Origin of the sequence: Paludisphaera borealis (assembly GCF_001956985.1) — a bacterium.
In the GTDB taxonomy this organism is placed as follows: Bacteria; Planctomycetota; Planctomycetia; order Isosphaerales; family Isosphaeraceae; genus Paludisphaera; species Paludisphaera borealis.
Window position 1 is genome coordinate 222731 of record NZ_CP019082.1, and the last position, 13323, is coordinate 236053.

Genomic DNA, 13323 nt, shown 5'->3' on the forward strand with positions numbered 1-13323 from the left:
ATTTTGTGGTCGGTGGGCGGGCGTCGAAACGCATCGACGTGGGAGGCTCGCCGAGTAATTGGATCGGAACCGCGGTTCGCGAGGAATGCGCCGCTGTTGCGTTCTTGGTTGGGTCGTGTGGTCGAGCCCGCCGTCGACCCGTCGCGATCCCCTGCGCAGGTGCCGAATGCTTGATCGCGTCTTCCGATCGTTGCGAGAGCGCCGCCGGGCCCGGGCGAGACGAGAGCGAGCTTCGCTGCGCCCGCTCGTCCGCGACGTGCTGGAGCCGCGCGTGGTCCTGAGCGGGCTGACCGGGGCGTCGGACGTCGCGATGCTGTCGGCCACGACGACCGATTCGCAAGGGGTGACGGTCGAGTACCAGATCGGGGCGACGGCCGGAGCCTCGCAGCCACTTGAGTTCGGCGTCTACCGTTCAGCGGACGCGCAGTTCGACGCCTCCGACGTCTTGCTCGGCTCGTGGACGGCCGACGCCGGCTTGTCGGACGCGGCGGCGGGCTCGCACCAGGTGACGATCCCCGTGGCCGGCGGCCTGCCGATCGACACGGCGAGGCCGTACGTGCTGGTCGTCGCGAACCCGAACGACGCCGGGGCGACGACCGACCCGGGCCGGACCGCCTCGTTCCGCACGTACGTGATCGGGGTCGTGTCGCACGGCGGACTCGTCCACACGAGCTGGAAGTACGCTCCCCCTTGGGCCCTCCAGACGGCGAAGCTGATGCAGTGGCAGGGCTACGACGCGGCGTTCCCGTTCAACTGGGCGAGCGACAGCCGCACGGCGGGGCGAGCCGCGCGGCAGGGGCCGAAGCTGGCCCGGCAGATCAACGCCATCGCCGAGCAGTTCCCCGCGTCGGCGGTCGTCGACCTGCACGTGATCGGCCACAGCGAAGGGGCGATGGTCAACAGCCTGGCTCTGTCGACGCTGGCGAAGTCGGCCGCGCCTCAGTTGCAGAGGGGCTTCGTCCAGGACACGATGCTCGACCCGCACGCCGCCAACAACAATTCGCCGGGTCAGCTCAGCGCGTCGAACACGATCATGGGCGCGATCGCCAGGGTCGTCACCACCAGCTTCCAGGCCGACGCCGACGATCCGGCCGTGTTCGTGCCGGCCAACGTCGATGAGACCGAGGTCTTCTACCAGCACACGCTGGCGAAGAACACCCACGGGGGCGACTACAACCTCTGGGGCCAGGTGCCGGTCCCCAACCTCAGCGCCCATCCGATCCACTACTACAACTTGACGGCGACCGGGGCGTCGCATTCGGGGCTGTACGGCGTGCAGCTCTGGTATCGCAACTTCGTCGCGACGACCCTCCACAACCAGGCGCCGCTGGTCGAGGCGCTCCGGCTGGAAGGTGGGATCGTCAATGCCTCGCCCTCGCCGGAAGTTCCGACGAGCCGCGTCCAGGAGCTTCGCCAGGCGAACTGGGGAGCCGTTCAGACCATCGACGGCGACCAGCCCACGTTCTCCGGCACGGCCGCGCCGGGCTCGACGTTGCGGCTCTACGTCGGCCCGACCGGCGACCTGACCAAGGTCGGCCTCCTGGGAACCGCCACGGCCGGCGACGACGGGACCTGGACTGTCACGACCCACCGCCCCCTGCCCGACGGCCGCTACCGCGCCGTCGTCATGGCCTACTCGCGAGCCCTCCACACCCGCCCCGCGTACGCCGTCGTCCCCATGGCCCCGATGGGCCGATTCGTGATCGGGAAGGATTAGCGAGTGGCGCGGTTGGCGATTCGGGCTCGGATTTAGTCGTGGTTGCGTTGGATCGCTCGCCCGGGGAGAATGCTTCGAGGAAGCGACGCACGCCCCGTGGCCTGGAGATGATCGTGACGGACCGCCGCAAGCTCTGTGTGATGTTCTTCCTTGAGTACTTCATCAAAGGGGCCTGGCTGCCGCTGCTGGGCCTGTACATGGGGAGCCGCTACCTGAACTTCAGCGGCTTCGAGCAGGCGTGGGTGTTCAACGCCTTCGCCGTCGCCTCGGTCACGGGGATGTTCTTCGGCGGTCAGCTCGCCGATCGCCACGTCTCGCAGGAGAAGTTCCTGGCTCTCAGCCACCTGATCGGCGGCCTGGCGATGCTGGGCCTGGCCTACGTGAAGACGTTCTGGCCGTTCTTCGGGCTGATGCTCGTCCACTGCTTCTTCTACGTCCCGACGCTGTCGGTCGCCAACGCCATCGCCTTCGCCCATGTCGACGACCGCCGGAAAGAGTTCGGCTTCGTGCGGCTCTGGGGGAGCGTCGGTTGGGTCGCGGCGGCCTGGCCGTTGATCTTCATCCCGATCGACTGGGCGCGAGTCCCCGCGATGGAACAGGCCGGAGGGTTCCTCCCCTGGCTGGGAACGGCGCTCTCGACCCTCAAGTCGGGCCCGGCCATGGAAGGGGCGTTGACCGGCACGTTCCTCGTCTCGGGGAGCGCCTCGCTCGTTCTGGCGGCCTTCAGCTTGTTCTTGCCGCATACTCCGCCGTCGACCCACAAGGGCGAGTCGTTCGCCCCGTTCAAGGCGATCAAGCTGCTGGCGGTCCCGAGCATTCTCGTTTTGTTCATCGTCACGTTCTTCGACTCGCTGGTCCACTACGGCTACTACTTCTGGACCAGCCGCTACCTCCAGTCGATCGGCGTGCCCGAGAACTGGATCGCGCCGGCGATGAGCATCGGGCAGACGATGGAGGTCGTGGCGATGGCCATGCTCGGCTTCCTGATCAAGAAGCTCGGCTGGCGGAAGACCCTGATGTTCGGAGTGCTCAGCCAGGCGGTCCGGTTCGGCGTCTACGCGATCGGCGACCGCGACCTGCTCTGGCCGGTGATCGCCGTCAACGTCGTGCACGGGTTCGCCTACGCCTGCTTCTTCGCGACGGTCTACATCTACGTCGACGAGCATTTCCCCAGCGACATCCGGTCGAGCGCCCAGAGCCTGTTCAACTTGCAGATCCTGGGGATCTCGCAGTTCGCCTCCGGCTTCCTCTGGGGCTGGCTGGGCGAGGTCTTCGCGACGACCACGACCGTCGGCGGCAAGGTCGTCAAGGTCGTCGACTACCACCACCTGTTCCTCGTGCCGTTCGGCATCTCGCTGGTGGCCGCGATCCTTCTGGCCGTCTTCTTCCATCCTCCCGAAAAGGCCGCGGAATGATCACGATCGGGATCACCGACCATCTCGAAGGACCGACGGACCGGCCGTCGGCGGCGATCTTCGACGAGGTGGCCGAGCTGGCTCGCCTGGCCGACCGACTCGGCGCGCGCTTCGCCTGGTTCACCGAGCACCACGCCCACGCGCACGCCGGACACTTGCCCACGCCCCTGCTCTTCGCCTTGCACCTGGCCGGCCAGACCCGGTCGATCCGCCTGGGGACCGCGATCATCTGCCTCAACCTGCACCATCCGCTGGACGTCGCCGAGCAGGTGGCGGTGGCGGACGTGCTGACGGGCGGCCGGACGGCCTTCGGCTTCGGGAGCGGCAGCACGCCCGAGGAATCCCGCCTGTTCGGCGCCGACCTGACCGACGACCCGACGCGTCAGGCTCGGTTCACCGAGGCGTTGCAGGTCATCCGCGCGGCCTGGAGCGGCGATTGGTCCGAGGTTTCTCCGCGCTTCTTCGACGTGCCGCCGCACCGCGCCCTGCCGGTTCCCGCAGTGGACCTGCCGGATCGCTGCTGGGTCGCCGTCAACAGCGAGGGGTCGGCCCGGATCGCCGGTCGCTTACGATTCAATATGATGTTCTCCCACCTGCGAACCCCCGAGCAATACCGACAGTATTCCGCCGCCTACCGCGAGGCCGGCGGCGCGGGCCTGATCGCCGCCAACCGGCCGGTGTTCGTCGGCCCTGACGACCGCACGGCGTTCGACCTCGCGGAGCCGGCGCTCCGGACCATCTGGCGACGATTCCGGCAGGAAGGGAAGATCCCCGCCGGCACCCCCGAGCCGACCGACCCGTCGGAACTCTGCGGCCACCCGATCAACTTCCTCGTCGGCGGCCCCGAGACGGTCGCCCGCCGCCTCCTCGAACTGCACGCCCAGTCCCCCTACGACGTCGCCAACGTCGAGGTCCGCTGGGCGGGCCTGTCGCACGAACAGACCCTCGACAGCCTTCGCCGCCTGATGGAAGACGTCGGGCCGATGCTGGAGCGTCCGGCCCCATCGCCATAGCACGGCTTGCGTCTGTGTTGATAGGCTGTCGTGAGCATGCCTTCTCCCCTTGCGGGAGAAGGTGGCCGAAGGCCGGATGAGGGGTTGACCCTCATAGGGATTCGTCGAAGGCCAAGGCGATCGAACACCCCTCATCCGCCGCTGCGCGGCAGCTTCACCCGCAAGGGGATTCGGCTCCGGCCGGTCTGCAACCCGGCCGCAAAATGCTCAATGGTCGGTCTCGACGGGCTTCTTGGTCTCGGGGAGTTTGAATTGGTCGGGACGCGACTCGACGACGTGGCGGAGCCATTCTTCGGAGTAGCCGGCGGCTTTGGGGTGGCCGTTGGCGTCTTTGGTGTAGCCGTCGACGTTCCGGGTCAAGATCGAATGGGCGAGGTCTTGCCAGCGGCGGAAGACGGCCTCGGCGGTCGAGACCGAGTAGTTGGTGAGGAACGACTGCGCGAGGGCCGGGTCGGCGGCGGCGAGCTTGGCGGCGGTTTCCTCGATCACCGGCTGCATCTTGAGCAGCGCGGCTTCCTGGTCGGCCTGGGCCTTCTGGACGTCGGGATAGACGCGCGACCAGCGGTCGTAGGTCAGGTTCGAGACCAGGTTCGTCACCCACCACGCCGATTCCCATGAGAACTTGTCATAGGTTCCCGTCGTGTACGGGGCCGGCAGGGCGTCGATGGCGCAGTAGAACGGCGTGAAGCAGGAGGTCGAGGCCTCGTCGGGGGTGAACCAGGTCAGGCCGCCGACGGCGTCGGGGAGGTTCTGGCGGCTCTGGTTGACGATGACGAAGCCCGACTGCTGGGTCGAGATCGGCCGCTCCCACATGTAGTTCTTGCCGTCGACCTTGAAGGCCAAGTCGCGGAGTCGCATCGGGCTGCAATAGGGGCCGGCGTCGGGTCCCTTGGTCATGTCGTAGGGCGTGCCCTCGAAGTGGTCGCGCATCAGGCCCATCACGTCGTGGAGGCCGAGCTGCTGGTCGGGCTTGATGAACAGCGGGTAGTCCTCGACGTTCTCGGCGCCCCGGTAATAGGCGTCGGAGAAGTTCTGGCTCGGGGCCGAGCGGCGGTAGATGCTCCAGACGCGGCCGGCGCAGGCGCGGCGGACGGAGGCCGACTGGCTCGGGTGGTAGGCGTCGCGGTAGTTGAACGGCTTGCCGGAGTCGGTCTTGTAGTAGCCCTTCTCGATCGCGAACGTGACGACGTCGGGCGAATAGAGCCAGTTGTCGGGGTCGTTGAGCGGGAACGTGGTGATCCGGCTCAGGTTGGCGTGGGCCGTGATGCAGCCGTCGGGGACCTTCGCGGCGACCCAGACGATCCCCTTGACGTCCGGCCCCTTGCCGATCAGCTCCATGATCCAGGCTTCGTTCTTGTCGGCGATCGAGAACGTCTCGCCCGAGCTGCCGAAGCCGTACTCGCGGCAGAGCGAGTCGACCAGGGTGATCGCCTCGCGGGCCGTCTTGGCGCGCTGGAGGACCAGGACCATCAGGGCGTCGTAGTCGAGCTGGCCCTTGCGGTTCTTGAGTTCGGGACGGCCGCCGGTGGTCGTCTCGCCGAGCGAGAGCTGATGCTCGTTCACAAGCCCGACGACGGTGTAGGTCCGCTCGGCCTGGGGGATCTTGCCCCGGTCCTCGTTGTCTTCCCAGCCGCGGACGTCGACCATCGTCCCGGGCGCGTGGGTCCCTCCGGCGATCCGCAGCAGGCGGGGCATGAACGGGGCGTCGGCCGAGTACGTGACCATGACCGAGCCGTCGCGCGACGCGCCCCGGGTGACGACGATGCTGGTGCACGCCTGGGCCGTCGCGGCGGCTGTCGCCAGCGCGGCGGCGAGAAGCGCATGGAGGAGAACCGGCGGTCTGTTCATCGAGGTGCCTTCCTTCGAATCAAGCAAGCGCGGACGTGACTCCCTGGCGGGGATTCCCCCGGTTCGAGGATAAAACGTCGCGACCGTCGACACAATGCCGTGCGCCCGGCGGAAGGGGCGAGCGCACGGCCTCGCGTGGCTTACTTCTTGAGTGCGACGTCCGCCTTGCCGGCGGCGGTTCGGTTGACGCCGATCTTCCGATAGTCGGACGCGAACTCGGTGATTTCGATCACCTGGCCGGCGGCAACGTCCTTGAAGACCTGGGTGGTCTTGCTGGTGGGCCAGTAGACCTCGATCACGGCGGCGGTGGAAGCGTCGGCCAGGCCGATGGTCTGCTCCAGGGTGTTGGCCCCGAAGCTGCTGCCCGAGGTGACGTCCCGATGCACGGTCAGCGGCTTGGGGCCGGCGATCGTCACCTTGATCCTGGCGCCGATCGCCGCGCGGTTGGTTTTGGAGCCGACGAGCCGGAGCGTCAGCGACTTCCGCCCCTGGCCGGGGTTCTCGAACAGGACGTTGTGGTATTTGTCGCCGTTCACGGCGCCGCCGGTCTGGGCGAAGATGTCGACGTCGCCGTCGCGGTCGAAGTCGCCGCAGGCCACGGCGTGGCCTTTCTGGAGGAGTCCGGTGCCCGAGGAGGCGGTGATCTCGGCGAACCGTCGGCCCTCGACGTTCTTGAACATCCGGTTGGGGATCAGCGTTCCGTAACTCGGCTCTCCGGTTCCGAGGTAGAAGTCGAGGTAGCCGTCGTTGTCGAAGTCGGCGAAGTTGCTCCCCATCGCGGCGAAGCACAGGTCGAGCCCGGCGCTCTTGGTTTCGTCGACGAACCGCTCGCCGCCGATGTTGTGGTACAGCTTGTTCGACGTCCGTTCGTGGGGCTTGCCCATGAGTCCCTTGACGACGTCGCGGAGCGTGCGGTCGTAGCTGGTGGCGAAGATATCGATCCAGCCGTCGTTGTCGTAATCGAACGCCCAGCACGAGAAGCCGGTCAGCGGTCCGTCGATGCCCATCTCCATGCTGGCGTCGGTGAAGCCCCCCTTGCCGTCGTTGCGGTAGAGCACGGCCATGCCGCTAAGGTAGTTGAGGAACAGGTCGGGGTCGCCGTCGTTGTCGTAGTCGACCCACGTGGCCCCCTTGCACATGGGCCGCCATGCGCTTTGGAGTCCCGCGGTTAATCCCACCTCTTCGAAGGTCCCATTCCCTTTGTTGTGGTAGAGGCGGTTGTACTGGCGTTCGCCGCAGACGAACAGGTCGACGTGGCCGTCGTTGTCGTAGTCGGCCCAGCATGCGGAGTTGGAATTAATCGGGTCGAGCAGGCCGGCCTTCTCGGTGACGTCGGCGAAGACGCCGCCCCCCTGGTTCCGCAGCAGCGACGGCCGGATCGGTCGGCTGATCCAGGCGCCGCGGGGGACGTAGAGGTCCATCAGGCCGTCGTTGTCGTAATCGGCCTGGACGCAAAAGAGGCCGCCGAGCTGGCCTTTCACGCCGGCCTCGGCGGTGCGGTCGTCGAATCCCCCCTGGCCGTCGTTGTGATAAAAGGCCATGGATTCGAGCGGGTCGAACGCGGTGACGACGAGGTCGAGCAGGCCGTCGCCGTCGAAGTCCTCCATGATCGCGCCGCCGGCCTGGTTCAATCGGTTGACGCCGACCTTGTGGCCGACGTCGCGGAACCGGCCGATGTCGAACTCGGAATGGGCGTACGCGTCCATCGTCACCAGGAACCGAGGATCGACCTTGTCGGGATATTCGCCGAGGGTCATGTGGGCGACGTTGAGGAGCCATCGGGCTTCGAGGTCGTCGGGGAACCTTTCGAGGTACTCGGTGAAGTGTCGGATGGCTGTGGTCGACCCCTGAGGGTAGAGATGCTGCGCGGCTTTGGAGATGGGGAGGATGCACGAGCTTTCGCCGCGGCACATGATGCAGTTGTCGTTCTCGCCCCGCCGCAACGCCGCGACCGCCTGGAAGTAGACGATGCTCGGAAGGAACGTCGCGGCCAGGTGGTCTTCGGCTTCGGCGATCGCGCGAGCCCGTTTCAGGATGTCGTAACCCGCGACCGCCTCGCCGTCGGAAAGGACGAGCGACGCCCGGGTGAGAAGCAAGGGGATCTTGGCCTGTTGAGGGATCAGCCCCGCGGCCTCCTTGAGGACGAGGGACCGGTCGAACCGCTTGGCGGCGTCGGTCCAGGCGGTGCGGACCTCGTCCAGCGTGGCGGTCGGCGACCAGGGTTGGACCGCGCCGGCGAGGACGGCGAAGCCGCTGGCGTCCATCGGCTGCCGCTTCGCGTAGGTGAGCGGACGCAGACGCGAAGGCGTCGGCGCCGTCCACTTTTTGATCAAGCTCGTCCCGATCCCCGCCGCGGAGGCGGCGACCAGGCCGAAGACGAGAATCGCGACGCTTCCCAAGCGGCGTCGCGAGCGTTTCGGTTCCACCATAAGATAATCCTCGTAAATCGATGTCAGAGATTGATGATATGAAAAGATAGGGGCGTGGAGCGATCCTTTGCGCTCGCGCGCCTCTGGCGAAGAGGACGGCGCGGCGGTCGAACGTCCAGCCTTGGGGGTGGCGGGCCGGTGCGCGAGGCGGCTTGAGCCGGAGCGGCGCGCGTTCCATCGACGGCGGTCGGGTCAAGGCGACGGTCGACGGATCACGCGGCCCGGGAGGTCGCGGGCGAACGCTCGCGACGACGTCGACGGCTCGACGACGACCGCGCAGGGGCGGTGGACGACGTCGGGCGCAGTCGGGCCGGTCGCGATCGAGCGCGGCGCAGGCGCACAGGCTGTGAGGTCAGGCGGGGAGTGGGCGCGGAGGGCGGTCGACGTCGGTCTGACGTCGGAGGCGATAGAGAGATGTGCGTTCCACCTGGGCCGCGGATGGCTCCGGGCTGTTTCCAGGCGGCGGGGCCGCCGTGTTGCACCAGAGTTCGTGATGCCGCACGGAGGAGACCGAGAGGGGGGAAAGGGGGACGCGCGATCCGTCGGAGCACAACGGACCCGAGCAAGGCGGGGCGTCGCCAGGCCCCGACGGGCGATGCCCCTCGTCCAATGTCCCGACGACCATGTCGGTGAACGAGTCCATCCCCAGCAATCGGGATTGCCCGGCGATGCGGACGTGATTGTTGCAACCCGCCCGGGCCGACGACGGCGCAAATGCGCAAATCCCCAGCAGTGCGAAGATCGCACCGGGAGCCAACCGCATCGTGCGTTGGGGGGATCGGATGCTCATGTCGGCTCGGTGACGTCGACCATCAGCCGAATCGGCGCACACAGAAATTACAACGATAGTGATAATACATGGCATCTTCGATAGATCAAGGGCTTCCGGCCTTGAATGAGGCTCGACCCGACCGCCGCCGTGGAGGCGGCGACGAGAATCGCAGAGACGTCTTTCGGCCGGTTCAGTCGCGGCCGTAGCATGAAGGGGCGTGCCGGTGCGTCTGTTTCGAACCGTCTGGAGCGTGGTGGTTTTATGATCGAGGCCGAGGCCGACAGCGATCCCGTGAACGTTCCGCCCGGCGAGCTGGAGGCCGTCGCCCTTGACGCGATTTCCCAGTCGTCGCCACCGGACCTCGACGCGGCCGACGAAACGGAGTACGAACCGGTCGTGGCTTACTGCGACCGATCGGCCCTCGACCTTCACGCCCGGCTTCGGGTCTTCCAGTCGCTATGCCGCGCGGTTCACGGCGCGCATCAGCGGGGGACGATCTTTGGCGACCTGAGCCCGTCGCGGCTGCGGGCGACGGCCGAGGGGACGGGCGTCATCGTCGCTTCGTCGGCCGATGATCCGGGCGAAGCCGTTTCGATCGAGCCGTGCACGAGCCCCGAGCAGGTGCTCGGCGAGCCGGCGACGACCGCCTCCGACGTCTACGCGCTGGGGGTCGTGTTCTACGAGTTACTGACAGGGCGCTATCCGTATCAGGTCGACGTCGGCGATCCCGACGCGCTGGCCAAGGCGATCAGCGAAGAGTCGGCCGAGCGGCCGAGCGCGGCCGTCGCGCGGACGAGCGGGCGACCCGACGAGACCGGCGACGCCGCCGCAGGGGCGCGCTCGACGACGCGTCAGAAGCTCCGCGCCGCGCTGGCGGGCGACCTCGACCTGATCGCGCTCAAGGCCCTGCACAAAGAGCCCGAGCGGCGGTACGCGTCGGCCGACGCGCTGGCCGACGACCTCGATTGCTACTTTCAGGGGCTGCCGGCGCGGGCGCACGCCCCTTCCGAGCTTTACCGCGTCGGCAAGTTTCTCCAGCGGCGCCGATGGGTGGGAGTCGTGGGGGCGTCGCTGATCGCGGCCATCGTCGTCGCCGGCGCGCTGGGCGTTCGGGCGGTCTCGACGGCTCGGCGCGAGCGCGATCGGGCCGAGCGGCTGTATCTGTCGGCGCGCGCGTCGGTGCACGACGTTTACATGCGACTCGCCGAGGATCGTCCGAGGGATTCGGAGGACGTCGCGGGCCTGCGCCGCGACTTGCTCGACGGCGTCGCGCGCTACTACGAGGATTTCAACACGGCGAACAGCGCCGAGCCCGACGCGGCCGCCGACGTCGCCGAGGCGCGCACCCGATCGGCGATGATCGCCCGCGCGATGGGTCTGAAGAAGGAGGCCGAGGCGCGGTTGCGCGAGGCGAGCGACCTGTGGCGTCGCCTGATCGCCGCGAGTCCCGCCGAGGACGCCTATCGCGAGCGGCTGGCGAAGGTTCAAGCCGAGCTGGGGCGGTCGCTCGACGCGGGAGGCAAAACCGACTCCCAGCCCGACGAGGCGCTGGCGGCCTTCGAGTCGGCCCGGAGCCTGTTGACCCCGGTCGTCGACGCCCACCCCGACGCCCGGCCGCTGCGCCGCGAGCTGGCGCGGCTGCTCCGCGACGAAGCCGACATCCACGACCGCCGCGATCGCCCGGGGCCCGCGAACGACCTCCTGCGCCGGTCGATCCGCCTGCAAGAGGAGCTGGTCTGGGAGAACCCCCACGATCTCGACGCCCGCCTGGCGCTTGCGTCGGCTTATGGGTTCATGGCCCGCGTCGACGCCCGGCGAGAATCCGGCCGGAGCGGCGCTCGGGCGGCTCTCGAGCGCGCGATCGAGGTTCTGAACGAAGCGCCCGAGGCGGGCGCCGCCGATGCGCCGCCGCGGCTCGCGTTCGAGACGGCCCAGCGGCTCATCGATCTGGCCAACGTGGAGCGGTCGGTCGACGCAACGCGGGAGGCGGCCGGCCACGCCACCCGGGCGACCGCGATTCTCGAATCCCTGACCGCGCGCCACCCGACCGACCTCGTGTATCAGGAAGAGCTGGCGGCGGCCTACAACGTCGTCGGCGAACTGCTCCGCAACCAGGGCGCATTCACCCCGGCCCTGGAGGCCGCGCGGAAGGCCCGGGGCGCGCTCGACCGTCTGCTGATCGAACAGCCTAAAAACCCCTCCTACCCGATCGAGCTGTCCACGGTCCATCAGTTGATCGGCCGCGTGCTGGCCCAGTCGGGCAAGTACGCCGACGCGATCCAGTCGTTCCAGCGCGCCGTGGACCTGCTGGAAGGCCGGCCCGACCTGGATGCGACGAGCCAGTACAACCTCGCTTCCACGCTGTCGCTGGCCCTCTCGCTGGTCGGGGCCAAGGACGGCTCGCCGCCCCCCGACGACGACGAGAAGCTAAGCGCGGCCGACAAGCTCCGCCGTCGGCTGTACGCCGACCGGGCCGTCGTCGCGCTCCGCCAGGCCGTCGCCAAGGGCTTCAACCAACTCGACGTCTACCGGACCGACCCCGCCCTCGACCCGCTCCGCTCGCGCGACGACTTCCAGAAGATCCTCGCCGACCTGGCCGCCGAAAAGCCGTGAACGAACACCCAACCTTGCCAGGCCCGGCGTCGGGTGTTAGATTATTGTTGAATAGAATCCAAAAGACCGTGGATGGAGTGCGCGGACGATGTTGACTCTCTGGGGACCGGGCGGCGCGAAGCGGTATTGCGACGGCATGTCGCGCCGGTCGTTCATCCGGGTCGGCGGCCTGGCCATGGGGGGCCTGAATCTGCCCGGCCTGCTGGAAGCTCAGGCGTTCGCCGGGTCGAACAGCCGGAGCGGCGGCGCCGGCGCGACGACGAAGCGGCACAAGTCGGTCATCATGGTCTATCTCACCGGAGGCCTGGCCCACCAGGACACGGTGGACCTGAAGCCCGACGCGCCCGACGGGATTCGCGGCGAGTTCAAGCCGATCGCGACCAAGCTGCCGGGCGTCCACGTCGGCGAGCTGCTCCCCCGGACGGCCGCCGTCATGGACAAGCTGGCGATCATTCGGTCGCTGATCGGCCAGATCGACGAGCATTCGAGCTTCCAGAGCATGACCGGCTTCCCGATGGGGATTTCCCAGCGCGAGGGCAAGCCGCATTTCGGCTCGGTCGTCTCGCGGGTGCAAGGCCCCGTCGACCCGGTGGTCCCGCCGTTCATCGACCTCTCGCCGGTCATGCAGCACCGGCCGTACAACACGCCGGGGCCGGGCATCCTGGGCCAGACGTTCAAAGGCGCGCGGATGGAAGGCGACGACCTGGCGCTCTTGCGGCCCCCGTCGGGCGTGGCCCCCGAGCGGTTCTCGGGACGTCACGACCTGCTCGGCCAGTTCGACGGCTTTCGCCGGTCCGTCGACAACGCTTCGGTCGAGGGAATGAACGGCTTCTACCAGCAGGCCTTCGACCTGTTGACCTCCGACAAGCTGGCCCGGGCCCTGGACATCGAGCGCGAGGACCCCCGGCTCCGCGACCGCTACGGGATCGGCTCGTCGAAGCACCTGGGCGACGGCGCCCCGATGTGGAACGACCAGCTCCTGATCGCCCGCCGCCTGGTCGAAGCCGGCGCGCGGTGCGTGACGCTCGGCTACGGCTTCTGGGACACCCACGGCAACAATTTCGGCCACCTCCGCCAAGTGATGCCCCTTTTCGATCAAGGGGTCTCGGCGCTCGTCGAGGACATCTACGCGAAGGGCCTGGACCAGGACGTCACCGTCGTCGTCTGGGGCGAGTTCGGCCGGACCCCGAAGATCAACAAGGACGCCGGCCGCGACCACTGGGCGCGCGTCAATTCGGCGATCCTCTCCGGCGGCGGCATGAAGGTCGGCCAGGTGATCGGCTCGACCGACAAACTCGGCGGCTCGGCCGTGACCCGCCCCATCCACTTCCGCGACGTCCTCGCCACCGTCTACCACAACCTCGGCATCGACCCCCGCGCCTTCCTCCGCGACAAGGCCAACCGCCCCGTCACCATCCTCACCCCCGAATCCGAGCCGATCGCCGAATTGGTCTGAGGCGAGACGCGAAGGAATCAGCCTCGGGAAAAGACGGCCGGGCGAGGAGCCTTGCGCGCC

At 68.1% G+C, this 13323-nt stretch carries 7 protein-coding genes; 5 read left to right on the top strand and 2 right to left on the bottom strand.

The features are described 5' to 3' along the window. Positions 1-166 precede the first annotated feature (166 nt). From BSF38_RS00960 to BSF38_RS00970, 3 genes are all read left to right on the top strand, one after another. A complete protein-coding gene (locus tag BSF38_RS00960) occupies positions 167-1717 on the top strand; it encodes an Ig-like domain-containing protein (protein WP_076343050.1) in 1551 nt (516 codons plus the stop codon). Between the two features lie 107 nt (positions 1718-1824). Next, positions 1825-3132, top strand: a complete 1308-nt coding sequence (locus BSF38_RS00965) for an MFS transporter (protein WP_076343051.1) — start codon at positions 1825-1827, stop codon at positions 3130-3132. After that, on the top strand, positions 3129-4145 hold the full coding sequence (locus BSF38_RS00970; protein ID WP_076343052.1) for an LLM class flavin-dependent oxidoreductase: 1017 nt from the start codon (positions 3129-3131) through the stop codon (positions 4143-4145). Before BSF38_RS00965 ends, BSF38_RS00970 begins: the two co-directional genes overlap by 4 nt. A gap of 207 nt (positions 4146-4352) precedes the next feature. On the opposite strand, the gene BSF38_RS00975 is transcribed toward BSF38_RS00970, so the two are convergent. Both BSF38_RS00975 and BSF38_RS00980 read right to left on the bottom strand, forming a co-directional pair. Then, on the bottom strand, positions 4353-5993 hold the full coding sequence (locus tag BSF38_RS00975) for a dipeptidase (RefSeq protein WP_076343053.1): 1641 nt from the start codon (positions 5991-5993) through the stop codon (positions 4353-4355). A 140-nt stretch (positions 5994-6133) separates the two neighbouring features. Next, complete coding sequence (locus tag BSF38_RS00980; protein WP_076343054.1) at positions 6134-8422, bottom strand: CRTAC1 family protein; 2289 nt, start codon at positions 8420-8422, stop codon at positions 6134-6136. A 1033-nt stretch (positions 8423-9455) separates the two neighbouring features. Between BSF38_RS00980 and BSF38_RS00985 the strand changes: the two genes are divergently transcribed. After that, positions 9456-11807, top strand: coding sequence for a hypothetical protein (locus tag BSF38_RS00985; protein WP_076343055.1), 2352 nt, complete (start codon positions 9456-9458; stop codon positions 11805-11807). Positions 11808-11895: 88 nt separating this feature from the next. Continuing rightward, complete coding sequence (locus BSF38_RS00990; protein ID WP_076343056.1) at positions 11896-13263, top strand: DUF1501 domain-containing protein; 1368 nt, start codon at positions 11896-11898, stop codon at positions 13261-13263. Positions 13264-13323 lie beyond the last annotated feature (60 nt).

Coding starts and splice junctions, on each gene's coding strand:
- BSF38_RS00960 (WP_076343050.1), top strand. CDS start 167: ATGCTTGATCGCGTCTTCCGATCGTTGCGAGAGCGCCGCCGGGCCCGG.
- BSF38_RS00980 (WP_076343054.1), bottom strand. CDS start 8,422: ATGGTGGAACCGAAACGCTCGCGACGCCGCTTGGGAAGCGTCGCGATT.
- BSF38_RS00965 (WP_076343051.1), top strand. CDS start 1,825: ATGATCGTGACGGACCGCCGCAAGCTCTGTGTGATGTTCTTCCTTGAG.
- BSF38_RS00985 (WP_076343055.1), top strand. CDS start 9,456: ATGATCGAGGCCGAGGCCGACAGCGATCCCGTGAACGTTCCGCCCGGC.
- BSF38_RS00990 (WP_076343056.1), top strand. CDS start 11,896: ATGTTGACTCTCTGGGGACCGGGCGGCGCGAAGCGGTATTGCGACGGC.
- BSF38_RS00975 (WP_076343053.1), bottom strand. CDS start 5,993: ATGAACAGACCGCCGGTTCTCCTCCATGCGCTTCTCGCCGCCGCGCTG.
- BSF38_RS00970 (WP_076343052.1), top strand. CDS start 3,129: ATGATCACGATCGGGATCACCGACCATCTCGAAGGACCGACGGACCGG.